This is a genomic window from Actinoplanes sp. KI2 (assembly GCF_025630775.1).
In the GTDB taxonomy this organism is placed as follows: Bacteria; Actinomycetota; Actinomycetes; order Mycobacteriales; family Micromonosporaceae; genus Actinoplanes.
On sequence record NZ_JAOSZE010000021.1, the window covers coordinates 78,909 to 105,049 of the forward strand.

29 protein-coding genes are annotated in these 26,141 nt (G+C 72.7%); 14 read left to right on the forward strand and 15 right to left on the reverse strand.

The window, feature by feature from the left end:
* Positions 1 to 386: 386 nt before the first annotated feature.
* From ODJ79_RS22685 to ODJ79_RS22695, 3 genes are all read right to left on the reverse strand, one after another.
* Complete coding sequence (locus ODJ79_RS22685) at positions 387 to 1,202, reverse strand: DUF4097 family beta strand repeat-containing protein (protein ID WP_263025545.1); 816 nt, start codon at positions 1,200 to 1,202, stop codon at positions 387 to 389.
* A gap of 24 nt (positions 1,203 to 1,226) precedes the next feature.
* The gene (locus ODJ79_RS22690; RefSeq protein ID WP_263025546.1) at positions 1,227 to 1,718 is read right to left on the reverse strand and encodes a hypothetical protein; all 492 of its coding nucleotides are present in this window, start codon (positions 1,716 to 1,718) and stop codon (positions 1,227 to 1,229) included.
* A gap of 63 nt (positions 1,719 to 1,781) precedes the next feature.
* The gene (locus ODJ79_RS22695; RefSeq protein ID WP_263025639.1) at positions 1,782 to 2,444 is read right to left on the reverse strand and encodes an HAD family hydrolase; all 663 of its coding nucleotides are present in this window, start codon (positions 2,442 to 2,444) and stop codon (positions 1,782 to 1,784) included.
* 126 nt (positions 2,445 to 2,570) lie between these two features.
* Between ODJ79_RS22695 and ODJ79_RS22700 the strand changes: the two genes are divergently transcribed.
* From ODJ79_RS22700 to ODJ79_RS22710, 3 genes are all read left to right on the forward strand, one after another.
* Positions 2,571 to 3,326, forward strand: coding sequence for a YqjF family protein (locus ODJ79_RS22700; protein ID WP_263025547.1), 756 nt, complete (start codon positions 2,571 to 2,573; stop codon positions 3,324 to 3,326).
* A gap of 68 nt (positions 3,327 to 3,394) precedes the next feature.
* The gene (locus ODJ79_RS22705; protein WP_317620690.1) at positions 3,395 to 3,838 is read left to right on the forward strand and encodes a metalloregulator ArsR/SmtB family transcription factor; all 444 of its coding nucleotides are present in this window, start codon (positions 3,395 to 3,397) and stop codon (positions 3,836 to 3,838) included.
* Positions 3,835 to 4,314 carry an SRPBCC family protein gene (locus ODJ79_RS22710; RefSeq protein ID WP_263025548.1) on the forward strand — a complete coding sequence of 160 codons (480 nt, stop codon included), beginning with the start codon at positions 3,835 to 3,837 and terminating at the stop codon, positions 4,312 to 4,314. Before ODJ79_RS22705 ends, ODJ79_RS22710 begins: the two co-directional genes overlap by 4 nt.
* A 16-nt stretch (positions 4,315 to 4,330) precedes the next feature.
* On the opposite strand, the gene ODJ79_RS22715 is transcribed toward ODJ79_RS22710, so the two are convergent.
* Together ODJ79_RS22715 and ODJ79_RS22720 are read right to left on the reverse strand one after the other, a co-directional pair.
* Positions 4,331 to 5,269, reverse strand: a complete 939-nt coding sequence (locus ODJ79_RS22715; protein WP_263025549.1) for a hypothetical protein — start codon at positions 5,267 to 5,269, stop codon at positions 4,331 to 4,333.
* Between the two features lie 76 nt (positions 5,270 to 5,345).
* Positions 5,346 to 5,921 (reverse strand): TetR/AcrR family transcriptional regulator, encoded by a 576-nt coding sequence (locus ODJ79_RS22720; protein ID WP_263025550.1) that lies wholly within the window; start codon positions 5,919 to 5,921, stop codon positions 5,346 to 5,348.
* Between the two features lie 54 nt (positions 5,922 to 5,975).
* On the opposite strand from ODJ79_RS22720, the gene ODJ79_RS22725 reads away from it, so the two are divergent.
* Positions 5,976 to 6,683: an SDR family NAD(P)-dependent oxidoreductase gene (locus ODJ79_RS22725; RefSeq protein WP_263025551.1), complete on the forward strand. Its 708-nt coding sequence runs from the start codon at positions 5,976 to 5,978 to the stop codon at positions 6,681 to 6,683.
* Positions 6,684 to 6,697: 14 nt separating this feature from the next.
* On the opposite strand, the gene ODJ79_RS22730 is transcribed toward ODJ79_RS22725, so the two are convergent.
* A complete protein-coding gene (locus tag ODJ79_RS22730) occupies positions 6,698 to 7,270 on the reverse strand; it encodes a BPS1 family protein (protein ID WP_263025552.1) in 573 nt (190 codons plus the stop codon).
* A 56-nt stretch (positions 7,271 to 7,326) separates the two neighbouring features.
* Here ODJ79_RS22730 and ODJ79_RS22735 point away from each other — a divergent pair, with 56 nt between their 5' ends.
* Complete coding sequence (locus ODJ79_RS22735) at positions 7,327 to 7,830, forward strand: GNAT family N-acetyltransferase (protein ID WP_263025553.1); 504 nt, start codon at positions 7,327 to 7,329, stop codon at positions 7,828 to 7,830.
* A gap of 37 nt (positions 7,831 to 7,867) precedes the next feature.
* On the opposite strand, the gene ODJ79_RS22740 is transcribed toward ODJ79_RS22735, so the two are convergent.
* Positions 7,868 to 8,452 carry a phosphoribosyltransferase gene (locus ODJ79_RS22740; RefSeq protein ID WP_263025554.1) on the reverse strand — a complete coding sequence of 195 codons (585 nt, stop codon included), beginning with the start codon at positions 8,450 to 8,452 and terminating at the stop codon, positions 7,868 to 7,870.
* A 210-nt stretch (positions 8,453 to 8,662) separates the two neighbouring features.
* Between ODJ79_RS22740 and ODJ79_RS22745 the strand changes: the two genes are divergently transcribed.
* Positions 8,663 to 9,532, forward strand: coding sequence for a PAC2 family protein (locus ODJ79_RS22745; protein WP_263025555.1), 870 nt, complete (start codon positions 8,663 to 8,665; stop codon positions 9,530 to 9,532).
* 84 nt (positions 9,533 to 9,616) lie between these two features.
* Entirely contained in the window at positions 9,617 to 10,411 is a 795-nt protein-coding gene (locus ODJ79_RS22750) for a GntR family transcriptional regulator (RefSeq protein ID WP_263025556.1), read from the forward strand.
* An 81-nt stretch (positions 10,412 to 10,492) separates the two neighbouring features.
* Here ODJ79_RS22750 and ODJ79_RS22755 read toward each other — a convergent pair whose 3' ends face one another.
* Complete coding sequence (locus ODJ79_RS22755; protein WP_263025557.1) at positions 10,493 to 10,867, reverse strand: hypothetical protein; 375 nt, start codon at positions 10,865 to 10,867, stop codon at positions 10,493 to 10,495.
* Between the two features lie 208 nt (positions 10,868 to 11,075).
* On the opposite strand from ODJ79_RS22755, the gene mshC reads away from it, so the two are divergent.
* A complete protein-coding gene (gene mshC / locus ODJ79_RS22760; protein WP_263025558.1) occupies positions 11,076 to 12,314 on the forward strand; it encodes a cysteine--1-D-myo-inosityl 2-amino-2-deoxy-alpha-D-glucopyranoside ligase in 1,239 nt (412 codons plus the stop codon).
* A 592-nt stretch (positions 12,315 to 12,906) separates the two neighbouring features.
* Here the strand turns inward: mshC and ODJ79_RS22765 are convergent.
* From ODJ79_RS22765 to ODJ79_RS22780, 4 genes are all read right to left on the reverse strand, one after another.
* Positions 12,907 to 13,722, reverse strand: a complete 816-nt coding sequence (locus ODJ79_RS22765; protein ID WP_263025559.1) for an SCO1664 family protein — start codon at positions 13,720 to 13,722, stop codon at positions 12,907 to 12,909.
* A gap of 7 nt (positions 13,723 to 13,729) precedes the next feature.
* On the reverse strand, positions 13,730 to 14,323 hold the full coding sequence (locus ODJ79_RS22770) for a DUF3090 domain-containing protein (RefSeq protein ID WP_263025560.1): 594 nt from the start codon (positions 14,321 to 14,323) through the stop codon (positions 13,730 to 13,732).
* A 95-nt stretch (positions 14,324 to 14,418) separates the two neighbouring features.
* Positions 14,419 to 15,093 (reverse strand): histidine phosphatase family protein, encoded by a 675-nt coding sequence (locus tag ODJ79_RS22775; RefSeq protein ID WP_263025561.1) that lies wholly within the window; start codon positions 15,091 to 15,093, stop codon positions 14,419 to 14,421.
* A complete protein-coding gene (locus tag ODJ79_RS22780) occupies positions 15,093 to 16,145 on the reverse strand; it encodes an LLM class F420-dependent oxidoreductase (RefSeq protein ID WP_263025562.1) in 1,053 nt (350 codons plus the stop codon). Before ODJ79_RS22780 ends, ODJ79_RS22775 begins: the two co-directional genes overlap by 1 nt.
* Before the next feature lie 174 nt (positions 16,146 to 16,319).
* Here ODJ79_RS22780 and ODJ79_RS22785 point away from each other — a divergent pair, with 174 nt between their 5' ends.
* Together ODJ79_RS22785 and ODJ79_RS22790 are read left to right on the forward strand one after the other, a co-directional pair.
* Positions 16,320 to 17,342: an aldo/keto reductase gene (locus tag ODJ79_RS22785; RefSeq protein ID WP_263025563.1), complete on the forward strand. Its 1,023-nt coding sequence runs from the start codon at positions 16,320 to 16,322 to the stop codon at positions 17,340 to 17,342.
* A 5-nt stretch (positions 17,343 to 17,347) separates the two neighbouring features.
* Complete coding sequence (locus ODJ79_RS22790; protein WP_263025564.1) at positions 17,348 to 17,539, forward strand: DUF5703 family protein; 192 nt, start codon at positions 17,348 to 17,350, stop codon at positions 17,537 to 17,539.
* A gap of 270 nt (positions 17,540 to 17,809) precedes the next feature.
* On the opposite strand, the gene ODJ79_RS22795 is transcribed toward ODJ79_RS22790, so the two are convergent.
* Positions 17,810 to 18,481 carry a hypothetical protein gene (locus tag ODJ79_RS22795; protein WP_263025565.1) on the reverse strand — a complete coding sequence of 224 codons (672 nt, stop codon included), beginning with the start codon at positions 18,479 to 18,481 and terminating at the stop codon, positions 17,810 to 17,812.
* Between the two features lie 18 nt (positions 18,482 to 18,499).
* Positions 18,500 to 19,807, reverse strand: coding sequence for a M20/M25/M40 family metallo-hydrolase (locus ODJ79_RS22800; protein ID WP_263025566.1), 1,308 nt, complete (start codon positions 19,805 to 19,807; stop codon positions 18,500 to 18,502).
* Between the two features lie 63 nt (positions 19,808 to 19,870).
* Between ODJ79_RS22800 and ODJ79_RS22805 the strand changes: the two genes are divergently transcribed.
* Both ODJ79_RS22805 and ODJ79_RS22810 read left to right on the forward strand, forming a co-directional pair.
* Complete coding sequence (locus tag ODJ79_RS22805; RefSeq protein WP_263025567.1) at positions 19,871 to 20,416, forward strand: hemerythrin domain-containing protein; 546 nt, start codon at positions 19,871 to 19,873, stop codon at positions 20,414 to 20,416.
* Positions 20,417 to 20,516: 100 nt separating this feature from the next.
* Entirely contained in the window at positions 20,517 to 21,509 is a 993-nt protein-coding gene (locus ODJ79_RS22810; protein ID WP_263025568.1) for a LysR family transcriptional regulator, read from the forward strand.
* Positions 21,510 to 21,527: 18 nt separating this feature from the next.
* Here the strand turns inward: ODJ79_RS22810 and ODJ79_RS22815 are convergent, their stop codons facing one another.
* A complete protein-coding gene (locus ODJ79_RS22815; protein WP_263025569.1) occupies positions 21,528 to 24,047 on the reverse strand; it encodes an ATP-dependent Clp protease ATP-binding subunit in 2,520 nt (839 codons plus the stop codon).
* Positions 24,048 to 24,180: 133 nt separating this feature from the next.
* Between ODJ79_RS22815 and ODJ79_RS22820 the strand changes: the two genes are divergently transcribed.
* Both ODJ79_RS22820 and ODJ79_RS22825 read left to right on the forward strand, forming a co-directional pair.
* Positions 24,181 to 24,564: a hypothetical protein gene (locus ODJ79_RS22820; protein WP_263025570.1), complete on the forward strand. Its 384-nt coding sequence runs from the start codon at positions 24,181 to 24,183 to the stop codon at positions 24,562 to 24,564.
* A gap of 163 nt (positions 24,565 to 24,727) precedes the next feature.
* Positions 24,728 to 25,888, forward strand: coding sequence for an MFS transporter (locus ODJ79_RS22825; protein WP_263025571.1), 1,161 nt, complete (start codon positions 24,728 to 24,730; stop codon positions 25,886 to 25,888).
* Positions 25,889 to 26,141 lie beyond the last annotated feature (253 nt).

A 26,141-nucleotide genomic window follows, 5' to 3' on the forward strand; every position in this document is an offset into this window, starting at 1 on the left:
CTGCCGCCCCGACGAGCCGGTCACAGGCCAGCCGCCGCACGCCGGGCAACGTCACGCCACTCGGGCGGGGACGGGCCGGGTGCTCCCCCGGCGGCGGGCACGCCGAAAGCCCGGTCGGGTGCACCGGGCTCTCGGCAGGGGTGACGTCAGCGACGCCGGGGGTTGGGCGTCGGCCCGCGGCTCCGGGGCCAGTTCGCCCGGCTGAGGCGGGCGCACGCGTGGCCGGGGAGGCGCCGGCACGCTCGCGAAGCATGGGATTCGAGGCTGTGGTGGGTGGCCGGGAGCATCGGGAGCTCTCCTTCCAGGTTGTGCGGGACAGGCCCGGCGACAAAGGCCGGAAACAGCAGGCCAGGCGGGAAGGGCCGGGCAGGAAGGGCCGGGCGGGGTCAGGCGGCGGCCCGGGGGCGGGCCGGGGTGGCGCGGTGGATGCGGATGTCGCCGCTTGCGGTGCGGATACGCAGCTCCAGTTCGGCCGGGGAGTCGGTGGGCGGGACGTCGCCGCGGGCGGTCAGGTCGGTGATGGACTTGCCGGAGCTGGTGTTCACGTCCATCCAGACGGCGGAGCCGGCGGCCACCCCGACGGTGATGTCGCCGGAGGCGGAGCGGACGTCGGCCCTGCCCTGGCGCAGCGAGCCGATCTCGATGTCCCCGCTCGCGGTGTAGGCGCGCACCGAGCCGTCGATAGCGCCGGCGCGGATGGTGCCGCTTGCCGACTCCGCATTGACGTCACGGGTGACGTCACCGATGCGCAGGCTGCCGGAGGAGGACTTGGCCCGCAGCGAGCCGCCGACCCGGGCCACCGTCAGGTCGCCGCTCGCGGCCTCGAGGGAGACGTCGCCGGTCGCCTCGGCCAGGTCGATGTCGGCCGAGGCCACGTCGAGCCGCACGTCGCCGAAGACGCCCAGCGCGCGGACGTCGGCCGAGGCGGTCTTGCCGGCCACCGAGCTGCCGGTCGGCACCCGGACGGTGATCCGCAGTTTCGGGCTGCGCCGCCAGGACCAGGCCTCGGCGCCGGGCACCTGGACCAGCAGCGTGTCGTCCTCGAGGACGACCCGGGTCTGCTGCGCGGCCTCGGCGCCGCCGGCGCTCATCGGCTGGACGTCGACCTCGGTGGTGAGGCGGTCCTCGGCCACGATCTCGACGGCGCCGCCGTGGGCGCGCAGGACGACAGTGACGGGCGTGGAGCGGTCGAACTCGTACATGATGATCTCCTTGGGTTCGAGGGGTCAGGCCTGGAAGTAGCCCTTGATCTGCTTGCCGGGGCGGCCGCGGGGCGGCACCGGCGGCGCGGGCGGGTAACTGATCGCCGCGGTCACGGCGCGGACCAGCCACGCGTTGACGGAGATGCCCTCGGTCGCGGCGATCTGCTCGACGTGCGTCTTGAGCGCCTCGGGCATGCGCAGGGTGAGCCGGGTCAGGTCGCCCCCGTCGACGGGCGGCGGCGCCGCGGCCGGGGCGGCGGAGGCCGACTCGGGGGCCAGGCTCGTGACGACCAGGTCGGCCTCGCGGCCGCGCAGCCGCACCTCGACGGTGGTGTCGGAGAGCCGCGTGGTGATCTCGGCGGCCGCGTCGGAGAGCGCCTCGAGCAGCGCGAGCCGGGCCGACGACTCCAGGGAGTGGCCGAGCAGCTCGGCGGCGCGGGTGATCTCGGACCCGCCGGGCGCCGCGGCGGTGGCGAGGTCGGCCCGGAGGGTCTCGAGGTACGGCGTCAGGTCCATGCCACCACTATGACGTCACCAGTGACGTCAGTCAAGCGTCAGCATGACGCCAATCGTGGCGGGTCAGCTTTCGGACGGCAGCAGTCGCCGCGTGACCAGCAGGTTCGCCAGATAGCCGGGATCCACGCCGACCAGCGAGCGGCGAAGGTGGACCCCGTCGGTCGCCGGCAGCTCCAGCTCGGCCGGCACGGCCAGCACCACCGCCCCCGAGGCGACCGCGCTGGCCACGCCGGTCGGCGAGTCCTCGATCGCGACGCAGTCCTCGATCCGGACGCCGAGCAGCGTGGCCGCCGCCCGGTACGGCTCCGGGTCGGGCTTGGGCATGGTGACCTCGTCGCCGCAGACCACGACGTCGAAGTTCTCCCGGCCCAGGGTGTCGAGCGCGGCCTCGACCAGGAGCCGGCCGGTCGAGGTGACCAGCGCGGTCGGCATGCCGGCCGCCTTCACCGCGCGCAGCAGCTCGGCGGCGCCGGGGCGCCACACCAGTCCCTCGCGGAACAGGTTGAACACCCGCGACGTCAGCCAGTTGACGTCGGGCTCCTCGGGGCGGTCCGGCTGCCCGAGGTCCTCCCGGAAGATCCGCATGCTGGCGGCCATGCTGCTGCCGACCATCGCGGCGCGGGCCGCGGGCGAGAGCTTCCCGCCTGCCCAGGCGGCGAGCTCGTGGAGGGCGATCTCCCAGACCTTCTCGCTGTCCACCAGGGTGCCGTCCATGTCGAAGAGCACCGCAGCAGGTTGTTGTCCGTTCATCGCTCCCGATTCTCCCCGCACCGGCGGGTCCCCGGGGCGACTGTGACGCAAGTGGCAGAGTTGCCCGATCGTGCCGACCGGGAAACGGACTAGCTTCGGGCCATGACGCTCATCCCGCCCGGCGGCACCGAGGAGGTCACCCCCACCACGCCCCGCCCGGTGGGCCGGTCGCTGCTGGTGCAGCGCTGGGCGGACCTGACGTTCCTGCACTGGCCGGCCGACCCCGCGCTGGTCGCCCCGCTGCTGCCGGCCGGGTGCCGGCCCGACGTTCTCGACGGCGTCACGTACGTCGGTCTGATCGCCTTCCGGATGGAGGGCGTCGGCTTCCTGCGCGGGCCCGGTGTGCCGTACCTCGGCACGTTCGCCGAGACCAACGTCCGGCTGTACAGCGTGGACCGCAACGGCCACCGCGCGGTCGTCTTCCTGTCGCTGGACGCCGAGCGCCTGCTCCCGGTCCTCACCGCCCGCGCCTGGCTACGCCTGCCGTACATGTGGTCCCGCATGCGGATAAGCCGCGCCGGAGACGTCCTCTCCTACACGTCCCGGCGCCGCTGGCCGGCCCCGCGCGGCGCCACCTCGTCGCTGTCCGTGCGGGTCGGCGACGCCATTGCCGACCCGACTCCGCTCGAGCTGTTCGTCACCGCCCGCTGGGGTCTGCACACGCGCGCCTGGGGCCGCACCGTGCACCTGCCCAACGACCATCCACCATGGCCGTTGCACCGCGCCGAGCTGCTCTCGCTGGACGACTCCCTGATCGCGGCCACCGGCCTGCCGGCTCCGGCCGGGCCGCCGGCCAGCGTCCTGTACTCCCCCGGCGTACCGGTCACTTTCGGAAAACCCCTTCCCTCGTACGGGTAGCAGACGCCCAACCGCAATCCGGCCCGGGCCGTTGCCTGACGCGTAACACAGTGGTTACGCTTTCCGGCGTGGACGAGGTGGCGGGCGCGATCGCCGACCCGGTGCGGCGGCAGATCCTGCTGATGCTGCGCGCCGCGCCGCTCTCGGCCGGCCAGATCGCCGACCGGTTCGCGATCAGCCGGCCCGCGGTCAGCCGGCACCTGCGCGTGCTGCGCGAGGCCGGCCTGGTGCGCGACACGGCCGACGGGCGCCGCCGCGTCTACGAGCTGGTCACCGCCCCGCTCGACGAGCTGGCCGGCTGGCTGACCCGGCTGACCCGCCCGGCCGGCTGGCAGCACCACTTCGACGCGCTGGAGACCGAGGTCCATCGCACCCGCCGCGAGCGGCAGGCCGCCGCCGGGCACCGGCCCTCGGACCCGGCTCAGCCCGCACACTCCTCGAACCCTTCGAACCCTTCGAACCCTTCGCACGCTTCACACGCATCACCCGCTTCGCACAAGGAGACCGCATGAGTCCGACCCCGACCGGCCGCCTGTTCGGCAACGACCTGGTGCTGACCCGCACGTTCCGCGCCCCGATCGACGACGTCTGGGCCAGCCTGACCGACCCGTCCCGGACCGCCCGCTGGTTCGGCCCGTGGGAGGGCGACGCCGCCCCGGGCCGCACCATCAAGGTCCAGATGGCCCAGGAGGAAGGCAAGCCCTGGATGGACTTCACCGTCGACGCCTGCGACCCGCCGAGCCACCTGGCCGTCTCCGCCGGCGAGGAGCCCGACCGGTGGCGCCTGGACCTGACCCTCACCGAGCGGGCCGGCGTCACCGAGCTGCGCTTCACCCAGCACCTGACCAGCACGGAAGCCGCCGGCGAGATCGGGCCGGGCTGGGAGTACTACCTGGACGCGCTGGTCGCCGCCCGCGAGGACGCGCCGATGCCCAGCTTCGACGACTACTACCCGGCGATGAAGGACCACTTCGAAGCGCAGCGCTGACCCGGCCGACAGCGGTTCAGCTCAGACGGGGGTGGCGGGGGCCGCCCAGTTCGACGGAGATGGTGTCCACCAGCTTGCGGTAGGCGATGCTCTCCGGCGGGGTGGTGAAGTCCTCGTCCCCGTCGATGTTTTCCGCCAGGAAGACGGCCGACTGGCTCAGCTGGACGAGCAGGTCGGTCCAGCGGGGGCCGGTCAGGGTCATCCGGGCGCCGGTCCGGCCGACGTCGGTGCCCGCGCGCAGCAGGCGCTGCTGGCGGCCGGACAGGCTGACCGTGTACGTGCGGTCGGGCCGCAGGCCGAGCTCGGTCAGCGCTTCCAGGCTGACGTCGCCCATCCCGGTGTAGTCGACGGCGGCCGCGGACACGGTGAACTCGCACCAGGGCGACCACCCCCGCTCGTAGTCGGCCATGCTCCAGGGAGTGTCCGAGTCGTCCCTCTCCTCCCCGGTGTCGAGGACTCGGGCTCGCCAGCGGTAACTGTGGCCCGGCGCGAGGTCGCCGGGACGGAACTCCAGAACGGGACCGCCCGTGCCGGTGGTGTCGCTGTCGACGCCACCGAGCGGCTGCCACTCGTACCAGATCTCCTCGCCCGGCGCCGTGGCCGACGCGCTGGTGAGGGCCGTGGCGGTCACCGGCCGGCCGGGCCCGGTGACGCAACCCCGGTGTCCCACGGTCACCACCGGGGTCGGTGCCGGCTTGACCGCGACGGGCGGGAACAGTTTCGGGTCGATCGGAACGTCGTCCGGCCACAGGCAGGCCACGTTGACCCTGATGCCGTCCCCGCGATACCGGTCGGCGATTTTCCGCGCCTCGCGCAGGCAGGCCAGGTACCTGGCCACGGCGCTGTCCGCCTCGGTCGGCGCGGGCGCGGAGCCGGCGGCGGCGAGCACGACCGCGACGGCGGCGAACCCCGCCGAGCAGCGCACCGCCGTGCGCCTCCGCACCGTGCCGGCCACCCGCCGCCTCCCGCCCGTCCGAAACCAGGCCACCCATCGGCCGCCCCGCGCCGGGCTTGAAGATTCCGCCCTCACCTCACCGGGACGCCAGGCTGTCGATGAAGAAGCGGGTACGGCGGTCGTAGTCCTCGCGCGTCTGCTCGCCCAGCGCGCGCAGCGCCAGCCCGTTGGCGACATCGGCGTAGTACAGGTCGGCGGCGGTGAAGCCGGGCCGGAGCACGCCGGCGTCGTGGCCTCGCCGGAGCAGGTGGACGGTCGTGTCGGTGGCCGCGTTGGCGAGGGCGACCAACCGCGGCGAGTTCGGGTAGGTCATCAGCAGCGCGTCGGTGAACGCCGGCTCGCGGAACTGCAGGTCGCGCCGGTCGCCGACGTAGGTGACCAGGGCCCGCCAGGGGTCGCCGACGGCCCGCGCCCGGCCCATGATCGTGTCCATCTCGGCGGCGACCAGGTCGCCGATCACGGCGTCGATCAGGCCCTCCCGCCCGCCGAAGCGGTTGTAGATCGTCGCCTTGCTGACCCCGGCCGCCAGGGCGATCTCCTCCAGCGGCGTGCTCAGCCCGCGCCCCCGGAAGGCGGCGATGGCGGCGGCGCGGATCTGGGCGACATTGCGAGCCGCGTCGGCGCGCAACGACACGGCTGCACTGGCTTTCACATACGCAACGATACCAACTTGACCCTGGAGTCAACTTAACCCTAGGGTCAGGTTATGACGAAGTCCATCGCTGTCATCGGAGCGGGGCCCGGTCTCGGCCAGGCGGTCGCCCGCCGGTACGCGCGGGAGGGTTACGCCGTCGCGCTCGTCGCCCGCCGCCCGGAGCCGCTCGACCGGCTCGCCGCGCAGCTGACCGCCGAGGGCGCGCGGGCGTACCCGATCGCCGCCGACCTCACCGACGTCGGCGCCATCCCGGCGCTGGCCGAGCGCATCCGGGCCACGGCCGGCGACCCCGAGGTGCTCTACTACGGCGCCGCCGCCGACGGCTTCGTGCCGGTGCTCGAGCTGACCTCGGAGCGGGTCGACGAGCTGATGACCCTCGGCGTCCACGCGCTGCTCGCGCTGGTCCGCGAGTTCCTGCCGGCCATGCTCGCCCGGGGCGAGGGTGCGATTCTCAGCGCCCAGGGCGCGAGCGCCCTGCGGGGCAACCCGGCCATCGCCGGCGGCCTCGCCCTGGCCGCCCAGCGCAACCTGCTGCAGGCCTGGCACGCCGAGGTGGCCGATCGGGGCGTGTACGTCGGCGGCCTGTACATCGGCGCGGCGATCGAGAACACGCCCTTCCACGCCTGGCTGACGGCCGCCGAGGCCGCCGGCGAGCCGGTGCCGGCCATCCCGTCGGTCGACCCCGCCGACCTCGCGGAGCTGCTCTGGACCATGCAGCACAAGGCCCGCGAGCCGGAGGTCGTCCATCCCGCGGCCTGACGGCCGGGCCGGGCTCAGGTCTTGTCGGGCAGGCGGCAGTGCAGCTCGGCCAGCAGGACCTCGGGGCCCGGCGACATCAGGCCCACGTCCACCAGGTAGGCGACCTGTCCGCCGCGACGGCGCATGCGAGGGCGGCGGCCGGGGGTGGTGCCGATCGCGGCGAAGTCCTCGGACACCGGGGTGATCACCAGTTCGGTGAACGGGCCCCAGCCGCGCAGCGAGACCGCGGCCACGCCGGCCCACGGGAGGTGGACCGGTCTGCGGCCGGTGGCCGCGAAGTCGAGGCCGCGGATGGAGCAGTACAGCCAGCCCAGGCGGCGCCAGGCCACCAGGAGGATCACGGAGGCCATCACCACCGGGACGATCAGGGCGATCTCCACGTAGATGACGATGGTGCCGCCCGACGGGACGTAGCCGGTCGCGACGCGGACCAGCAGGTGCAGGGCCAGGGCGGTCGCCCAGACCGCGGCGATGACCCAGAGCATCGTCACGAAGACCATGGCCCGCGGCTGGAAGAACTTCACGGTGTCGTCGGTCGGCCCCAGGACCTGGTCGAGGTGCGGCTGTCGCTCGCGTGCGGCGGTCACCGTTGCAGTATGCAGTTTTTGCCGCTCTCTGCGTCGATGAACGGAATTATGGCGCTATGGCCGGGCTGCGGGTGGTCAGCGTCACCGCGCTCGCCGATCCGCTGTTCGCGGGGGCGGCGGCGCTCTTCGACGAGTACCGGCAGCACTACGGGGCCAACCCGGCGCCCGAGGCGGTGGCCGCCTGGATGCGGGAGCTGGTGCTGTCCGGGAAGGGGCGGATCTACGCGGCGGGCGACGGGAACCAGGCGTACGGGATCTGCTCGACCGCGGTGGCGCCGGCGGCGCTGACCCTGCGGACCGTGTGGCTGGTGCGGGACCTTTACGTGGCGCCCACGGTGCGGCGGCAGGGCGTGGCGGGGCGGCTGCTGACGCGGGTCGCCGCCGACGCCCGCGCGGCCGGGGCGCACCGGCTCTCGTTGCAGACCGAGACCGCCAACACGAACGCCGTCGAGTTGTACGCGCGGCACGGCTTCGAGGTGCTGACCGGGGTGGCCGTGCTGGACCGGGTGCTTCCGGAGCCCTGGTCGCGGGCCAACCCGGCGGCCGCACGCGGAGGGTGAGTGGCAACCGGCCGATGCGCCGCGGCGGGGACGGCGGTCATGCGGCCGGGGACGGCGTCAGCCTCGTACCCTTCGATGGTGTTTCGACGGCCAGGACGGCCGCGCAGCGCAGGTTGCGATATCTGCCCTGGTGATCGAGGCCGTAACCGACGATCAGGCCCGGGCCGACGTCGAAGCCGATGTGCGTCGGGGTGTCGTCGAAGCGGGCCACGTCGGGCTTGCGGAGCAGGGCGCAGACCGAGATCGTCGCCGGGTTGCGCTGGGCCAGGTTGCTGATCAGCCAGGTCATCGTGAGGCCGGTGTCGATGACGCCGTCGACGATCACCACGTCCCGGCCGGCGATGTCGATGTCGAGGTCCTTGAGCACGCGGACCGAGCCGGAGGCGCGGTTGCGGGTGCTGTACGACTTGATCGCCATCCAGCCGATCTCGACCTGGCCGGGGTACGCCCGCGCGAGATCGACCGTGAAGGTGGCCGCGCCGCCCAGGACGCCGACCAGTACCGGGGTACGCCCGGCGAGGTCCTGGTACAGCTCCACGGCCAGCACGGCCACCCGGGCCAGGATCTGGTCCTCGGTGAGGATCACCGCTTCGAGCTCGTCCGCCACGTGGCTCGCGTCCACGTCGTGCCCCCTCCGCGCCGGTTGCCGGTGATCCTGTCACGACCGCGTGAACGGTGGAGGATTCGGCCGTCGCCTTAACCTCGCATTTCCGGCAATCCCGTGCGGCGTTCTCCGGGCACTTCGTTTTGATGCGTTTCATCGCCGCGCGCCCGGGCCGAGCGCGGTACGGCCGCCGGGTGATGCAGGCGGGGCGCACGTAGGCTGTCAGACATGACTGAGTTCGACGGCCTCCCGGTGCTTCGCTCCCCGGTGGCAATCGCCGCCTTCGAGGGCTGGAACGACGCTGCGGACGCGTCCACCGCGGCCGTGGAACACCTCGAGCAGGTCTGGCAGGCCCGGGAGATCAGCACGATCGACCCCGAGGACTTCTACGACTTCCAGGTGAGCCGGCCGACCATCACGATGGCCGAGGGCGAGACCCGCAAGATCGAGTGGCCGACCACCCGCTTCACCGTGGCCAGCCCGCCCGGCGCCGACCGGGACGTGGTGCTGATCCGCGGCATCGAGCCGAGCATGCGCTGGCGGACGTTCTGCGAGCAGGTTCTCGAGGTGTGCCACAGCCTCGAGATCAACCGGATCGTGCTGCTGGGCGCCCTGCTCGCCGACGTGCCGTACACCCGGCCGCTGCCGATCAGCGGATCGGCCACCGACAGCGACATGGCGGACAAGTACAAGGTCGTGCCTACCCGGTACGACGGGCCCACCGGCATCGTGGGCGTGCTGCACGAGGCCGCCGGCCGGGCCGAGCTCGAGGCGCTGTCGTTCTGGGTGCACGTGCCGCACTACGCGAACAACCCGCCCTGCCCGAAGGCGACGCTCGCGCTGCTGGGCCGGCTCGAGGACGTGCTCGACCTGCCGGTGCCGATGGCGGAGCTGGCCGAGGAGGCGGACGAGTGGGAGAAGCGGGTCCGTGCCGCGGCCGAGCAGGACGCCGAGCTCGGCGAGTACGTGCGTGAGCTGGAGGAGCGGGTCGGCGACGAGGGCATTCAGCCGCTGACCGGGGACGAGATCGCCAGCGAGTTCGAGAAGTACCTGCGGCGGCGGGGCGGCTCGGCCGGCCCCACGGCCGGTTCCTGGTAGACCCGTCTCCGGGCGTGTCGCTGCGCCCCGCGGCACGGCCCGTACGGCATCCTAGGAACCTAGGGTCTCTGCGGGAGGTCGACGATGACCATCAATCCGGGCGCGGCGGAGTTTCCGCATCGGCAGATCGCGACGCAGCTCAAGGAGCGCATCCGGCGCGGGGACTGGCAGCCGGGTGAGCGGCTGCCCTCGATCCCGGCCATGGCGGAGATGTTCGGGGTGGCCAAGCAGACCGTGCAACGGACCGTGGACCAGCTGCGGGTCGAGGGTGTCCTGATCACGAAGCCGGGCTCGGGGACGTACGTCCGCGGCACCCGGCGGCGGCTCAACCGGCTCTCCCGCGGCCGGTACGGCGCGCACCGCGGCTACCACGCCGACCTCGCGGCCCGGTACCGGCAGCAGCTGGTCTCGGTCGGCCGCGAACCCGCGCCGCCGGAGGTGGCCGATGCGTTCGGCGTACGCGACGGCACCGAGCTGCTGGTGCGGCGTCATGTCGTGCGGGCCGACGACGCGACCGTCGAGCTGGGCGCGTCGTGGTTCCGGGTGGCCGAGACCTCCGGGACCTCCCTCGAACGGGCCGAGGCGTTCGGCCGGCCGCTCTACCAGGAGGCCGAGGAGGCGCTCGGCAAGCGGTACGCGTCGGCCACCGACACGATCAGCGCCCGCCAGCCGAGCCGGGACGAGGCCGAGATCCTGCAGATCCGGCCGGACACGCCGGTGCTGCACCTGCTGCACGTGGCCTTCGACGAGACCCGCAAGCCGATCGAGGTGGCCCAGGCGACCTGGCCCGGCCCGATGACGACGCTCACCGAGGAGTACCGCATCCCGGCGCCCGTCCCGGCCGCCACCGACTCGGACCCGGGACTGGCGCTCGCCTGAGCAAAACGACGGACCCGGGGGCCCTGTGCGGGCACCCCGGGTCGATGTCGTCGGTCTACTCAGTGTCGGCTTGGTCTCCGATCACCAGCCGCCACCCCAGCCGCCGCCACCCCAGCCGCCACCCCAGGGGCCCCAGCCCCACCGGTGGTTGTGGCAGTACCCTCGCCAGCCCCAGCCGTGGCCCCAGCCGTTGCCGTTGCCCCAGCCGTCGCCCCAGTCGTTCCAGTTGTCGTTCCAGGCGTTGCCCCAGCCGGGCCCCCAGCCGTTGCCCCAGCCCCAGCCCAGGCCGCCACACCAGCCGCCGGGAATCCAGGCGCCGTGCGAGGCGGACGCGGGCGCGGCGACCGTCGCAGGCGCTGCGGGCGCTGCGGGCGCTGCGGAGGCGGGTCCCGCCCCGGCAAGGCTCGCGCCGGCGGCCAGAACAAGGCCAGCAAGGTACAAAGCAGGACGTCGCATGATAAATCCCTTTCGAACGAAAATAGGACCTCCGAAAGTCTGTGCCTCCGAGCGGATCAAAGTGGCGGTTTCCGGGAAAATCCGATAAGTCATTTTTTTACCCGCAAATAAGTCGGGAATGTCTTAGGGTATTTCGGTCCGCGACTCCGGCGTGAGGTAAACCTCACGCTCGGGTTTCTGTCACATCCGGTGGATAGGCTTCCGGACCATGGACACGTGGACCGGGCACGAAGTGCCGACCCTGCCTGGTGACGCGGTGGCGCCGCACCTGTTCGACTCGGCCCGGCGGGCGGTGGCAGCCACCGCGCCCGAGGGCGTCGCGACGATGTACGTCTGCGGCATCACGCCGTACGACGCGACCCACCTGGGGCACGCCGCCACGATGATCACGTTCGACCTGATCAACCGGCTCTGGCGGGACGCCGGGCTCGAGGTCAACTACGTGCAGAACGTCACCGACATCGACGACCCGCTGCTGGAGCGGGCCGCGCGCGACGGCGAGGACTGGGTCGTCCTGGCCATGCGCGAGACGGCCCTGTTCCGGGAGGACATGGAGGCACTGCGGATCATCCCGCCGCAGCACTACGTGGGCGCGGTCGAGTCCATCCCGGCGATCGCCGGGCACGTGCGCGAGCTGCTGGCGGCCGGCGCGGCCTACACCCTCGACGACGGCACCGGCGACGTCTACTTCGCCATCTCCGCGGCACCGCGCTTCGGGTACGAGTCGAACCTGCCCCGCGAGGAGATGACCGTTCTCTCGGCCGAGCGCGGCGGCGACCCCGACCGGGCCGGCAAACGCGACCCGCTCGACCCGCTGCTGTGGCGCGGCACCCGCGACGGCGAGCCGGCCTGGGACGGCGGTGACCTCGGCCCGGGCCGCCCCGGCTGGCACATCGAGTGCACGGCGATCGCGCTGGGCCTGCTCGGCAACACGATCGACGTCCAGGGCGGCGGCAACGACCTGATCTACCCGCACCACGAGTGCTCGGCGGCGCACGCCGAGGTGCTGACCGGCGCACAGCCGTTCGCGGCGCACTACGTGCACGCCGGCATGATCGGGCTGGACGGCGAGAAGATGTCGAAGTCCAAGGGCAACCTGGTCTTCGTGTCCCGCCTGCGCGCCGACGGGGTCGACCCGATGGCGGTGCGGCTCGGGCTGCTGTCCGGCCACTACCGCGCCGACCGTGAGTGGACCGACGACGTGCTCAAGGTGGGCGAGGAGCGCCTGGCCCGCTGGCGGGCGGCGGCCGCGGCCCCGGCGGGCCCGTCCGGCGAGGGCCTGCTGGCGGCGGTGCGGGAAAGCCTGGCCAACGACCTCGACACCCCGGCGGTGCTGGCCGTGGTCGACGCCTGGTGCGAGGCGGCCCTGACCGCCACGGGCGACGACGAGTCGGCCCCGGCGCTGATGTCCCGCACGGTGGACGCCCTGCTCGGCGTCAAACTCTGAGGTGATCCCGGCGTCCCGCGCGCGCTGGTCGACGGCCGGGCGGGCTGCCATGGCCCGGCAGCTGCCTGGTCACGGTGGGAGCGGCCGGTCGCGGTGAGCGGGTGGCCAAGCCCGGCTTCCCATGGCCCGGCAGCTGCCCGCTCACGATGGGAGCAGCCGGTCGCGGCGACCGGGCGGCCAAGCCCGGCTTCCCCTTGCCCCAGCACCTGCCCCGCCACTGCGGCACACCACCCGCTGCTCCCCCACTCTCCGTGCTCCCCTCCCCCTCCCCCGCCGCGATCTAGAGGCGCTGGCGTTCAGCACGCACCGGAACTCTCCAAGATCAGGGGCGCGCGGGCGATCTAGAGGCGCCGCCGTTCCGCACGCACCGGAACTCTCCAAGATCAGGCCTGCGCGGAGGCGAGCTGGAGCGTTGGCGATCGAGGGGCGGGCGGATGGGGGCGGGCTGGCGCACGGGGGACGCTGCTTGCGCAACCCGGCGGGAACAACCCGGCGGCCGCTCGCGGAGGGTGAGTCGCACTCAGCCGGTGCGCTGCGGCGGGGGCGGCGGCTGTGCGGTTGGGGCGCCTCGGCCTCGTACCCTCTCGAAGATTTAGACGGGCGGCCAGGGGATTGCCGGCCAGTCCTGTGGGGGTTTGGGGAAACGGCCGGCGCGGAGCAGGCGGCGGACGCGCAGGCGCAGGTGCTGGACCTCGGAGAGGGTGAGGTGCTCCTCGAGGGTGGCGCCGAGCGCGGCGTCCAGCTGTGCGCCCAGCGCCCGCAGCACGTCGGCCGCATCGGCGAACAGGGACTTGCCGGTCCAGCCCCACAGGACGGTGCGCAGTTTGTTCTCCACGTGGAAGCTCACGCCGTGGTCGACGCCGTGGATCGAGCCGGTCGCGGGGTAGAGGACGTGGCCGCCCTTGCGGTCGGCGTTGTTGATGACCGCGTCGAAGACGGCCAGGCGGGCCAGCCGGGGATCGTCCTTGTGCGCCAGGGCGTAGGCGTCGCCGTCCTCGTCGCGCGCGTTGGCCACCGGCAGCCAGCCGTGCGGGACGTCGTAGGCGGGCACGAAGCCGATCAGGGACTCGGCGTCGTCGGGCTCGTCGATCCAGAGTTGCAGAGCGCCGACGCCCAGCGGGCCGTCGCGCAGGATCGTGGGCGGCACCAGGTCCCAGCCCGTGGCCTGGGAGACCAGGAACGCGGAGACCTCACGGCCGGCCAGGGTGCCGTCGGGGAAATCCCACAGCGGGCGCTCGCCGCGGACCGGTTTGTAGACGCAGCGGCGGGTCAGGCCGTCCAGCGTGATCTCGGCCCGCAGCGTGGTGTTGGACGCGGCGACGAGGCGGCCCTCGATCTCGATCTGCCCGTGGGCGAGCAGGTCGAGGGCTTCGCTCTCGGCGAGCGCGGCTGCGGGCTCGGTGGTCACGCGCAGGTCACCGGTGATAGCCGTTGTGCCGGGGGCAGAGGTGGCCGGCCGGGTCGAGCGGCTGGCCGCAGAGCGGGCAGGGCGGCCGGCCGGCGGCGACGACACGCCGGGCGCGGTCGATGAAGGCCCGGGTGGCCTCGGGGCTCAGGCGCACCCGGAGCCGGTCGAGGTCGTCGTCGGGCTCGTCGTCATCGTCGTCATCGTCATCGGTCTCGCCGGGGGCGTCGGGGCCGAGCTCGATCTCGACTTCCGCCTCACCGGCCTCGATCGCCTCGATCACCACGGTGCCGCTGTCGACGTCGAAGGCGAGGCCGAGCGTGCCGACCCGGAACTCCTCGTCGACCGGGGTGTCCAGCGGCTCGTTGTCGGGGCCGTGCACCATCGGCGCCTCGGGGAGGTTGACCCCGAACCGCTTGTTGGCCTCGAGAAGGAGCTCCTCGAGCTTCTCGGCGAGCAGCGACACCTGCACCTTTTCCAGCGCGACGCTGATCACCCGGCCGCCGCCACGAGCCTGCAGGAAGAAGGTGCGGTCGCCCGGCTCGCCCACCGTACCGGCCACGAACCGCTCGGGCGGCTCGAAGGAGTGCACCTGGTGGGTCATGGCAACAACCCTATCGAGCCGCCGCACCGATCGCTCACCCCGCTTACCCGGGTTCGCCTAGGGCGCAATGGGATCGACCTGCGGTGACCCGGTGGTCACCCTCCGGCGCCGCCGCCGACCGAGGCGTCCGAGGCGGCCGCTTCCGCCTTCGGCGGGACCAGCGAGGCCAGGTCGCCGCCCTCGTTGACCCGCACCACGAACGGCCGGGTCGGGGTGTACCGGATGACGCTGATCGATGCCGGGTCGGCGACGATCCGCTGGAACTGGTCGAGGTGCATGCCGAGCGCGTCGGCGATGATCGCCTTGATCACGTCGCCGTGGCTGCAGGCGAGCCAGAGCGCGTCCGGCCCGTGCTCGGCGCCGATCTTCGCGTCCCAGCGCCGGATGGTGGCGACCGCCCGGGCCGACATGTCGGACATGGCCTCACCGTTCGGGAAGGCCGCGGCGCTCGGGTGCTGCTGGACCACCTGCCAGAGCGGCTCCTTGGCGAGGTCCTTGAGCTGCCTGCCCTCCCAGTCGCCGTACCCGCACTCGGTGAGGCCCTCGTCCTCGACGATCTCCGCGTCCGGAAGGGCGATCTCCACCGTTCGGCGGCATCGGAGCAGTGGGCTCGAAATCACCGATTTGAAGGGCAGATCGGTCAACCGGCTTCCTGCCCGCTTTGCCTGGTCGATGCCGGTTCCGTCGAGGTCGACCGGCTGACGACCGGCCAGCAGGCCGCTCGCGTTGGCCGTGGTCCGCCCGTGCCGGAGCAGAAGAACAGTGGCCACTACTCCGCCACACCCGATTCCTCGTACGCCTCGGCGACGATCCGCAGCGTGTCGATCCCGCTCTTCAGGTCGCCCACGTACGGGCTGATCGAGAGCGTCCCGACGCCGGCCGCGGCGTACTGCCGGATCCGTTCCTTGATCTGGATCTTGTTGCCCAGGATCGCGGTGCGCTCGATGAACTCCTGCGGCACCGCCTCGGCCGCCTCCGCCTTCTTGCCGGCCAGGTACAGCTCCTGCACCTTCGCGGCCTCGTCGGCGTAGCCCATCCGCACCGCGAGCTGGTTGTAGAAGTTCTGCTCCCGGCTGCCCATGCCGCCGACGTACAGCGACGCGTACGGCCGGATCACGTCCGCGCACCAGGCCACGTTGTCGCCGATCACCACGGGCACGGTCGGCGCCACGTCGAAGCCCGCCAGGCCCAGCCCGCGCTTGGCCCGGCCGCGCTCGATGTGCTGCAGGTACTCCCCCGCCGCGTCCGGCGCGAAGAAGATCGCCAGCCAGCCGTCGGCGATCTCGCCGGCCAGCTCCAGGTTCTTCGGCCCGACCGCGGCCAGGTAGATCGGGATCTGCGTACGCGGCGGGTGGAAGCCGAGCTTGAGCGCCTTGCCGGGCCCGTCCGGCAGCGGCAGCGTGTAGTACGAGCCCTGGTACGACACCGGCTCGCGGGCGATCGCCATCTTGACGATGTCGACGTACTCCCGGGTGCGCTGCAGCGGCTTGCCGAACCGCACGCCGTGCCAGCCCTCGGAGACCTGCGGGCCGGAGACGCCGAGCCCGAGCCGGAACCGGCCGCCGGAGAGCGTGTCGATGGTGGCCGCGGTCATCGCGGTCATCGCCGGGGTGCGGGCCGGGATCTGCATCACGGCCGCGCCCAGGTCGATCTGCTGGGTCTGGCCGGCGATCCAGGCGAGCATGCTGACGGTGTCCGACCCGTACGCCTCGGCGGACCAGGCCACCGCGAAGCCGAGCCGATCCGCCTCCTGGGCCATCGCCAGATGATCGGCGGGTGTGGTCCATGCCGCCTGGTAACCGAGGCTGAGTCCGAGCCGCACGTGGTCCTCCCCCATCCGACCGCCCCGCCGGTCGTCGTCGACCGGCCCGGAGACGATCCCCTGATCCTTCGTCGCAGCCTATCCACCCACGCAGCGTGATTTCGGTCCGGCATCCGACCGGGTTGACCTGCTCATGGCATTTCGCCGTGGCGGGCTGATGAATAAGGTTCACTCATGCAGCAGCGACCGCTCGGCCGAAGCGGGCTGGCGGTCTCCCGGCTCGCCCTCGGCACCATGACGTGGGGACGTGACACCGACCCCGATGATGCCGCTGCCCAGCTCAAGTTCTATCTGGAGGCCGGCGGCACCACGATCGACACCGCCGACGTGTACGGCGACGGGGACGCCGAGCTGGTGATCGGCTCGCTGCTCGACCACCTGGTGCCGCGGGACGAGGTGGTGATCGCCACCAAGGCCGGCCTGACTCCGCACGGTTACCGCCGCCGGGACGGGTCGCGGGGCAACCTGCTGCGCTCGCTGGACGCGTCGCTGCGCCGGCTCGGCACCGACTACGTCGACCTGTGGCAGGTCCACGGGTACGACGCGGCCACCCCGCTGGAGGAGACCCTGGCCGCGCTCGACCACGCGGTGAGCAGCGGCCGGGTGCGCTACGTGGGCGTCTCCAACTTCGCCGCCTGGCAGACCACCCGGGCCGCGACCTGGCAGGCGGCCTACCCGGGCCGGGCGCCGATCGTCGCCGCCCAGATGGAGTATTCCCTGCTCGAGCGGGGCATCGAGCGCGAGCTGCTGCCCGCCTCGGCGGCCCTCGGGGTAGGCGTGCTGGCCTGGTCGCCGCTGGGCCGGGGCGTGCTGACCGGCAAGTACCGCAACGGCCGGCCGATCGACTCGCGGGCGGCCACCGAGCACCTGGCGCCCTTCGTGCAGACCTACCTGGAGCCGCGCAGCTCGAGCATCGTGCAGGCGGTGGTGACCGCGGCGGCCGGGCTCGGCGTGTCGCCGCTCGAGGTGGCCATCGCCTGGGTGCGCGATCGGCCTGGGGTGGCGGCGCCGATCCTGGGGGCGCGCACCGCCGGTCAGCTGCAGGGGGCGCTGCTGAGCGAGGAGCTGACGCTGCCGGCCGAGATCGCGGTGGCGCTCGACGACGTGTCGGCCCTCGACCTGGGGTATCCGGAGCGAGAAGGCGTGGGATACCCCGGCCCGGAGGGTGGCGACACGCCGGTCAGCGGCGCATATTAGACGCCATGGACTACGAATACGCGCCGCTGCGGTTGCCTTCGAATGTCGACAAGTTGACCGCGGCGGCGCAGCTCGCCATCCAGGCGGAGTTCTCCGGTTGGGAGCTCGCCCGGGTCCAGCTCTTCCGGGACGGGACCCGCAAGGTGATGCTCCGCCGCAGAATCCAGGCCACCCCGCAGCCGGGTCTCAGCTACTAGAGACCCGGCTGCGTGGTTGAGCGGGGTGTGTCCGCGGAAAGCGCGGACCGGAACCACTCCGCTATGCCTGCTCCGGGGCCGAGCCCCGGAGACCCCAAGCGGGGTGGGTCCGCGGAAAGCGCGGACCGGAACCACTCCGCTATGCCTGCTCCGGGGCCGAGCCCCGGAGACCCCAAGCGGGGTGTGTCCGCGGAAAGCGCGGACCGGAACCACTCCGCTATGCCTGCTCCGGGGCCGAGCCCCGGAGACCCCACGGTGCGGTGGTCGCGGTCAGTGGTTGTGACCGGCGTGGTCCTCTTCCTCGTCGGGGAGGAACGGGTGCTCGTCGAGGCGGCCTACCAGCAGGTCACCCTCGCGCGGCTGGAACGGGCCGTCGCCGTCGGAGTCCTCGAAGGCCTCCAGGTCGAGCGGCTCGCCGATCTCGCTCACGGTCAGCAGGCCGTCGAGCGGCTCCAGCTCGGGCACGTCCAGCGACGCCAGTGAGCCGTCGCCGGCCTGCAGCAGTTCGAGCACGGCCTCGCCGACCGTCTCCACCGGGCCGGCGTCCTCATCGTCGGGCACCGAGTTGCGCCGGGCCACGTCGGCCACCCGCAGCAGCGCGCCGACGCTGGGCACCCGGTAGTCGCGGCGCTGCCGCACCGAGACCACCTGCGGGTACGGGTCGGTCGACTCGGCCGCGTCGAAGCCGTCCACGCCCAGGCCGAAGCGCTGGTCGGCCTCGTCCGGGTCGATCGACTCCACGTCCCAGGGCGTGACCTCGCCGTACGCGTCGAGCAGCTTCTCGTCGTAGGCGAAGGAGGCGTTGTTCAGGGCGACGTACGCCTGCCAGACGTCGTCGTCGTCGATGCGGCCGGCGGCCGCCTTGACCGCCGCGAGGTGTGCCCGCGCCGCCGCCACGACCTCGTCGAGAGCGGCGTCGAGCTCGGCGTTCTGGTCGGTCATTTATGGGTCCTTCCGGGATCAGCTGGTACGAAGCAGTCGGTCGAGCACACGCACGCCGAACTTTAGTCCCTCCACCGGAACCCGCTCGTCGATGCCGTGGAACAGCGCGGCGAAGTTGAGATCGGGCGGCAGGCGCAGCGGCGCGAAGCCGAAGCAGCGGATGCCGAGGGTGGCGAACGCCTTCGCGTCGGTGCCGCCGGACATCAGGTAGGGCACCGTGCGGGCGCCCGGGTCCTCGGCGCGCAGTGCGGCGCCCATCGCGTCGACCAGCGGGCCGCCGAACTCCGTCTCCACGGCCGGCTGCTGGTGGTTGTGCTCGATCTCGACGTCCGGGCCGATCACCTCGCGCAGCTCGGCGAGGAACGACTCGGCCTGGCCGGGCAGCGTACGGCAGTCGATGGTGGCCGACGCCCGCCCGGGGATGACGTTGTCCTTGTAGCCGGCCTCGAGCCGGGTCGGGTTGGCGGTGTTGCGGATGGTGGCGCCGATCAGGTTGGCGATCGGGCCGAGCTTGGCCACCGCGACCTCGGGATCGTCCGGGTCGATGTCGATGTGCAGCGCGTCGCCGACCCGCAGCAGGAACTCGCGCACGGTCGGGGTGACCACCACCGGGAAGCGGTGCCGGCCGACCCGGGCGACCGCCTCGGCGAGCGCCGTCACGGCGTTGTCGTCGTGGATGAACGAGCCGTGCCCCGGCCGGCCGGTCGCGTGCAGGCGCAGCCAGTCGAGCCCCTTCTCCGCCGTCTGGACCAGATAGAGACGAAGATCATCATTCACCGTGTACGAGTACCCGCCGACCTCGCCGATCGCCTCCGTGCAGCCGTCGAGCAGATCGCGGTGCTTCTCGACGAGGAAGCCCGACCCGTACGCCATCCCCGCCTCCTCGTCGGCGGTGAACGCCAGCACGACGTCGCGCGGGGGAACGTAGCCGACCCGGCTCCACTCCCGGACCACGGCCAGGATCATGGCGTCGAAGTCCTTCATGTCGATCGCGCCGCGGCCCCAGAGGTAGCCGTCCTTCTCCTCCCCGGAGAACGGGTCGACCGACCACTCCCGCGGATCGGCCGGGACCACGTCGAGGTGGCCGTGCACCAGCAGGGCGCCGCGGCTGCGGTCGGCGCCGGGGATGCGGGCGACCAGGTTGGCCCGGCGGGGCGCGGACTCGTGCAGCTCGTAGGTGATGCCCGCCTCGTCGAGCAGCGCCGCCACGTGCTCGGCGGCGACCCGTTCCCCGACGGTCGTGTCCTGGTCGCCGGTGTTGGTGGTGTCGATGCGCAGCAGGTCACGGCAGATGGTCGTGACCTCGTCGGCGGCGGTGGTCTCCATCGCCCCTTCTTACCAGGTGTTTGATAAATCCCCGGCTCGGGTACCGGCGGGCCCGTGTCGTCAGTGAATCTTCCCCCGCTCCCCCCGGTCGGCGGCGAGGCCACCGGCCGCAACGTGCTGGACGTCCTGTCCGAGCAGCATCGCGACCTGCTCGCGCTGTGCGACCGGCTGGGCGAGGACCCCCGGGTGACCGACGTCCTGGTCGCCGAGCTGTCCCGGCATCTGTCGGCCGAGGAGCAGTACCTCTACCCCGCCCTGTGCCAGGCGGTCCCCGGCGGGGAGGATCTTGCCGCGCGGGAGCTGGCCGAGGACCACCAGCTGCTGCTTCTGATGAAAAATCCCGGCAAGGACCTGATCGCGGCCGTACGCCGGCACGTGGCGGCGGACACCGAGGAGCTCTTCCCCGTGCTGGCGCAGATGGTCCCGATCGACGACCTGATCCGCCTCGGCAACCGGGTGGAGACCGCCGAGGAGGCCGCACCGACCCGGCCGCACCCGAGGACCCCGTCCACCCCGCCGTGGAACAAGGTCGTCGATCCGGCGGTCGCGGTGGTCGACAAATTGCGCGACGCGGTGACCGGACGCACGACGTACCTCAGCGATTTATGACGTTACCGCCGGGTTCGTTAACCGATTTGTCACAAGTGTTGGATCTTTCACCAGGCAGCAGGGCTAGCCTTCGATGTCGTAAAGGTCCTAACGTCACGCTATGAACCTGGAGCTGCGTCACCTCAAGGTCGTCGTCGCCATCGCGGAGACCGGCAGCGTGACCAAGGCGGCGTCGCAGCTCGGACTCGCCCAGCCGGCCCTGACCGCGCAGCTGCAGCGGATCGAGCGCACGCTGGGCGGCCCGCTGTTCGAGCGCGACCGCCGCGGCGCCCGCCCCACCGCCCTCGGCGAGCTGGTCCTCTCCCGCGCCCGCGTGCTGCTGCCGGCCATGAAGGGCCTGCAGGACGAGGCGGCGCGGCTGGCCGGTGCGGCCGGCGCCGAGGAGATGAGCCGCTACCGGATCGGCGCGATCGGCGGCCCGGTCCTCGCCGGCCTGGTGAACCGGCTGTCGATGGCCCAGCCGGACGCCCAGATCACCACCCACGCGTCGTACTGGGTCGACGAGCTGGCCACCATGGTCCTCGCGGGCAAGCTCGACTACGCGCAGGTCGGCGTGTGCGGCGACGCGATCCCCTCGGCCGACTACGGCCTGTTCTGGCAGACCATCGCGGTCGACGCGGTAAGCGTGCTGATGCCCGAGGACCACCCGCACACCAAGGACGTCGACGTCGACCTGGCCGAACTGGCCGACGAGCAGTGGGTCGGCTCGACCGGCGACGGTTGCCTGGCCGACTGCTTCGCGGCCGCCTGCGCCCGGGCCGGCTTCACCCCGCGCCGGGTGCTCGAGACCGACGTGCGCAGCTGCGTGGACATGGTCGAGTCGGGGCTGGCCGTGGGCCTGTGTCAGCCGACCTTCCGCCCGCCGGCCGGGCTCACCCACCGGCCGATGCGCGGCGCGCCGCTGCGCTGGCGCCAGGTGCTGGGCTGGCACCCCGACTCGCCCGCCGCGCGCAGCGCGCCACGGCTGATCGAGATGGCGCGGGAGGCGTACCACGAGGCCGTCAACCGCAACCCGATGTACGTGGAGTGGATGGCCGACCACCCGCAGCTCGGCGAGACGCCGGACGCGCTGGCCCCGCTCAGCGGTCGCTGAGCGGGGCCCTGCTTTGTCCTAGCTGAAGACCAGCTTGCCGTCGGCGACGTCCACCTTCACCGTCTGACCCTTCTTCAGGTCGGCCGAGAGCAGCAGCTTGGACAGCCGGTTGTCCAGCTCGCGCTGGATCGTCCGGCGCAGCGGCCGGGCACCGAACTCGGGCTGGAAGCCCTTGTCCGACAGCCAGTCCACCGCCTCGGGGCTGATCTCCAGGTGGATGTCCTGGTTGCTCAGCCGGCGGCGGGTCTCCTGCAGCATCAGCTCGGTGATCTGCCGCAGCTGGGCGGTCTCCAGCTGCCGGAAGATGATGATCTCATCGATCCGGTTGATGAACTCGGGCCGCAGCTGCTCGCGCAGCCGCCGGTCGAGCCGCTCGCGCAGCTCCTCGTCGGCCGACGACTTCGCGTCCGCCGCGCCGAAGCCGACGCTGCGCCGGGTGCCGCTGATGATGTCCGAGCCGAGGTTGCTCGTCATGATCAGCACGGTGTTCTTGAAGGACACCGTCCGGCCCTGGCTGTCGGTCAGCCGCCCGTCGTCCAGCACCTGCAACAGGATGTTGAACACGTCCGGGTGCGCCTTCTCGATCTCGTCGAGCAGCACCACGCTGTACGGGCGGCGCCGCACCGCCTCGGTCAGCTGCCCGGCCTCGTCGTAGCCGACGTACCCGGGCGGGGCGCCGACCAGCCGCGCCACGGTGTGCCGCTCCTGGAACTCGCTCATGTCCAGCCGGATCATCCGGTCCGAGTCGCCGAACAGCGCCTCGGCCAGCGTACGCGCCAGCTCGGTCTTGCCGACGCCGGTCGGGCCGAGGAACAGGAAGCTGCCCACCGGCCGGCCGGGGTCGCCCAGACCGGCCCGCGACCGGCGGACCGCCTCGGCGACCGCCTCGACTGCGTCGTCCTGGCCGACCACCCGGTCGTGCAGGTGCGCCTCCAGGCGCAGCAGGCGGTCCCGCTCCTCCTCGGTGAGTTGGGTGACCGGGATGCCGGTGGCCCGGGACACGACCTCGGCGATGTCCGCCGCGGTCACCTGCTGCACGCCGTCCTCGCTGACGGTGGCCTGCTGCAGGCGCGCCCGGATCTCGTTCATCTCGTCGCGCAGCTGCGACGCCTTCTCGTAGTTCTCGGCCGCCACCGCCTGGTCGCGGTCGCGGGAGAGCTGCTCCAGCCTCCGCTCGTCCTCGCGGGTGTCCGCCGAGGGGGTCTTGACCCGCAGCCGCACCCGCGCGCCGGCCTGGTCGATCAGGTCGATCGCCTTGTCCGGCAGGAACCGGTCGGCGATGTAGCGGTCGGACAGTTCCGCCGCGGCATCGAGGGCCTCGTCGGTGATGCGTACCTGGTGGTGGGCCTCGTAGTTGTCCCGCAGACCGCGCAGGATCGCCACGGTGTCCTCGACGCTCGGCTCGCCGACCAGCACCGGCTGGAAGCGCCGGGCCAGCGCCGCGTCCTTCTCGATGTGCTTGCGGTACTCGTCGAGCGTGGTCGCGCCGATCACCCGCAGCTGCCCGCGGGCCAGGGCCGGCTTGAGCATGTTGGAGGCGTCCATGCCGCCGCCCTCGCCGCCGCCGCCCGCGCCGACCAGCGTGTGGATCTCGTCGAGGAAGACGACCAGGCCGTCCCCCTCGCTCTGGATCTCGTCGATGACCTTGCGCAGCCGCTCCTCGAAGTCGCCGCGGTAGCGGGTGCCCGCCACCAGGCCGGCCAGGTCGAGCTGGATGACCCGCTTGCCCTCGAGGGTCTGCGGCACGTCACCGTCCACGATGCGCTGGGCCAGGCCCTCGACGACGGCGGTCTTGCCGACGCCGGCCTCGCCGATCAGCACCGGGTTGTTCTTGGTACGCCGGGACAGGATCTCCACGGCCTGCTCGATCTCGGAGGCGCGCCCGATCACCGGGTCGACCTCGCCGCGCCGGGCGAGCTCGGTGAGGTCCACGCCGTACTGCTCCAGCGTCGGGGTCTTGCCGCTGGAACCGGTCGGGCCGCTGCGCCCCGGGCCGCCCGGCTGCGGCTCGGCGGCCTGCGGCTGCAGGTTGTGCGGGTCCAGCTTGCCGGCCAGCAGCCGGCCGGCCGCGGAGTCCGGGTTGAGGCCGAGCGCCATCAGGACGTGCTCGGGGCCGACGTACGACGCGCCGAGCGCGCGGGAGATCTGCAGGCTGTCCAGCAGGGCCCGCTTGGCCTGCGGGGTCAGCGCCACCTGCTCCGGCGGATTCTCCCGGACCCCCGCTGGGCGACCCAGGGCGGCCAGCAGCTGGTCGGGGTCGGCGCCGGCGCGGCGAACGGTCTGCTTCATCGCGTCCTGCTGGAGAACGCCCCACAACAGATGGTCGGTGTCCAGGTCGGCGACCAGGCGGTCGGGGTCGGCGAGCTCGGCGGCACGACGGGCGGCGGCGGAGAGCACCTCACGGGCGTCCCCGCTCATGTACTTCGTGATGTCGATGCGCTGCTGCTGCTGCCGGCGCGGCTCGGCCGCCCCGAAGAAGCGCGCGAACAGGTCGTCCCAGTTCCCGGGCCCGGCCGGGCCGATCGGTCCGATGCTCATAAGTCTTCTTCTCTCCTGATACCTAGCTCGTGTGCGGTCGGCTTACCCGCCCCGCACGCCCCCTATCAGCGACCCTCGACATAGATTGATTCCCAGATCTCACAGAAACTTGATATGGGGAGACTCAACTCTCATGACGACCGTACCGCTCGTGATCGTCGACGGGGCCAACGTCGTCGGATCCGTCCCCGACGGATGGTGGCGCGACCGGGCCGGCGCGGCGATCCGGCTCCGCGACCGCCTGGCGGCGGTGCCACCGGCCGGCCTGCCGGACATTCCGGGCCCCGTCGAGGTCACCCTGGTCGTCGAGGGCAAGGCCAGGGACATCCCGCAGGCCGACAACGGGGTACGGGTGGAGCGCGCGACCGGCTCCGGGGACGACAAGATCGCCGATCTCGTACGGGTGGCCGCCCGCACCCGCCGGACCGTGGTCGTCACCGCCGACCGCGGGCTGCGCGAACGGGTCCTCGCCCTCGGCGGCGAGGTGCGGGGCCCGTCCAGCGTCCCCCGGCGATAGGCTGTCGCGGTGACCTTGGCTTGCTTGCTGGCGCTTGCCTACTGGGTCACGCCCGACCTCCCGCTCTACGGCAACGACCACGATCGCGGCGACTTCGCTCCCTGACCGCTCCCGGCCCCACCCCATCCCCCTTTCTCTTCTCCTCAGCCGGGAGTCCCACGTCATGCCCACCGCCTCCGCGGTCCTGCGCGCACCCCAGGTGCCCGTCGTTCTCATCGCCAGCCAGATCGGCCGCCTGCCGCTCGCCGCCGCTCCCCTGGCCCTGCTGCTCCACGCGCGACAGTCCGTCAGCCTCGCCGTCGCCGGCATCGTCGTCGCCGTCTTCACCGCCGGCATGGCCGCCGGCGCCCCCGTCCTGGCCCGCTCGGTCGACCGGTGGCGGCAACCCCCCGTCCTGTACGCCTCCGCGTCGCTCTCCGCCGCCGGCTACCTGATCGCCGCGTTCAGCACGGGCCGGCCCGCGCCGCTGCTGGCCGGCGCGGCCCTGGCGGGCCTCGGCACCCCGCCCCTGGAGGCCTGCCTGCGCGCGCTCTGGCCCGACCTGGTGCCGGCCGCCGACATCACCGCCGCGTACGCGCTCGACATCGCCCTGCAGGAAGTCATCTTCGTGGCCGGCCCCCTGGTCACCCTGGCCGCCACGGCGGCTGCCGGCCCCACGGCCGCCCTGCTCACCGCGGCCGCCCTCCAGCTGGGCGGGGTGGCCGCCTTCGCCAACGCTCCCGTCGTACGCGGCTGGCGCGGCGGCGACGTCGGCGTCCGGCACTGGGCCGGCCCGCTGCGGATCCCCCGCCTGGTCGTCCTGGTCCTGGGCGTGGCCTGCACCGGCGCCGCCGTCGGCAGCATTCCGGTGGTGCTGACCGGCTACGCCGAGGCGTCCGGCGACCGCGGCCTGACCGGCTGGCTGCTGGCCTGCCAGGCCATGGGCGCGCTGGCCGGCGGCCTGCTCTACACCCGAGCCAGGCCCGGCGGCCCGTCCCGCCTGCCGCTGCTGGCCGGGTGTTTCGCGCTCGGCTACCTCCCGTTGCTGCTGGTGCCCGCGCCCGGCTGGATGGCCCTGCTGCAGGCGATCAGCGGTGTCGGGCTGCCCCCGCTGCTGACGGCGTGCTTCCTGGCGGCGGACCGGCTGGCCCCACCGGGCACGGCCGTCGAGGCCTTCGCCTGGATCTTCACGGCTTTTACGGTCGGCAGCGCGACGGGGGCGGCGGTGGCGGGGCCGCTCACGGACGTGAGCGTGCGCACGGGGTTCGCGTTCGCCCCGATCGCGGCGCTGTTCGCGGTCGTCGCGATGGGGGTGGTCGCCTACTCCCGCTCTGTACCGGCCTGACACGGGTCGGCCGCCCGTGTGGTTGGGGCGGTCTGGGGCGTGCCCGCTGGGCGCCCGCTCCGGACGACTTCGGGGGCCTGTCCACATGCACGTCGGGCAGTGGCAGCTCTCCGCTCGGCCGCCGGGGTTGGCGCTCTCCGTGTGCCCGCCGGGCAATCGCGCCGCTCCGGGCAATCGCGGCCCACCGCGCGGCCGCCGGGCAATCGCGGCCCACCGCGTGGCCGCGGGCAATCGCGGCCCTTCGCGTAGCCGC

Excerpts from the sequence above, each read along its gene's own strand:
- ODJ79_RS22685 (WP_263025545.1), bottom strand. The coding sequence starts at position 1,202 with ATGTACGAGTTCGACCGCTCCACGCCCGTCACTGTCGTCCTGCGCGCC.
- ODJ79_RS22690 (WP_263025546.1), bottom strand. The coding sequence starts at position 1,718 with ATGGACCTGACGCCGTACCTCGAGACCCTCCGGGCCGACCTCGCCACC.
- ODJ79_RS22700 (WP_263025547.1), top strand. The coding sequence starts at position 2,571 with ATGACGCTCATCCCGCCCGGCGGCACCGAGGAGGTCACCCCCACCACG.
- ODJ79_RS22710 (WP_263025548.1), top strand. The coding sequence starts at position 3,835 with ATGAGTCCGACCCCGACCGGCCGCCTGTTCGGCAACGACCTGGTGCTG.
- ODJ79_RS22725 (WP_263025551.1), top strand. The coding sequence starts at position 5,976 with ATGACGAAGTCCATCGCTGTCATCGGAGCGGGGCCCGGTCTCGGCCAG.
- ODJ79_RS22735 (WP_263025553.1), top strand. The coding sequence starts at position 7,327 with ATGGCCGGGCTGCGGGTGGTCAGCGTCACCGCGCTCGCCGATCCGCTG.
- ODJ79_RS22745 (WP_263025555.1), top strand. The coding sequence starts at position 8,663 with ATGACTGAGTTCGACGGCCTCCCGGTGCTTCGCTCCCCGGTGGCAATC.
- ODJ79_RS22750 (WP_263025556.1), top strand. The coding sequence starts at position 9,617 with ATGACCATCAATCCGGGCGCGGCGGAGTTTCCGCATCGGCAGATCGCG.
- ODJ79_RS22755 (WP_263025557.1), bottom strand. The coding sequence starts at position 10,867 with ATGCGACGTCCTGCTTTGTACCTTGCTGGCCTTGTTCTGGCCGCCGGC.
- mshC (WP_263025558.1), top strand. The coding sequence starts at position 11,076 with ATGGACACGTGGACCGGGCACGAAGTGCCGACCCTGCCTGGTGACGCG.
- ODJ79_RS22770 (WP_263025560.1), bottom strand. The coding sequence starts at position 14,323 with ATGACCCACCAGGTGCACTCCTTCGAGCCGCCCGAGCGGTTCGTGGCC.
- ODJ79_RS22785 (WP_263025563.1), top strand. The coding sequence starts at position 16,320 with ATGCAGCAGCGACCGCTCGGCCGAAGCGGGCTGGCGGTCTCCCGGCTC.
- ODJ79_RS22790 (WP_263025564.1), top strand. The coding sequence starts at position 17,348 with ATGGACTACGAATACGCGCCGCTGCGGTTGCCTTCGAATGTCGACAAG.
- ODJ79_RS22795 (WP_263025565.1), bottom strand. The coding sequence starts at position 18,481 with ATGACCGACCAGAACGCCGAGCTCGACGCCGCTCTCGACGAGGTCGTG.
- ODJ79_RS22800 (WP_263025566.1), bottom strand. The coding sequence starts at position 19,807 with ATGGAGACCACCGCCGCCGACGAGGTCACGACCATCTGCCGTGACCTG.
- ODJ79_RS22810 (WP_263025568.1), top strand. The coding sequence starts at position 20,517 with ATGAACCTGGAGCTGCGTCACCTCAAGGTCGTCGTCGCCATCGCGGAG.
- ODJ79_RS22815 (WP_263025569.1), bottom strand. The coding sequence starts at position 24,047 with ATGAGCATCGGACCGATCGGCCCGGCCGGGCCCGGGAACTGGGACGAC.
- ODJ79_RS22820 (WP_263025570.1), top strand. The coding sequence starts at position 24,181 with ATGACGACCGTACCGCTCGTGATCGTCGACGGGGCCAACGTCGTCGGA.
- ODJ79_RS22825 (WP_263025571.1), top strand. The coding sequence starts at position 24,728 with ATGCCCACCGCCTCCGCGGTCCTGCGCGCACCCCAGGTGCCCGTCGTT.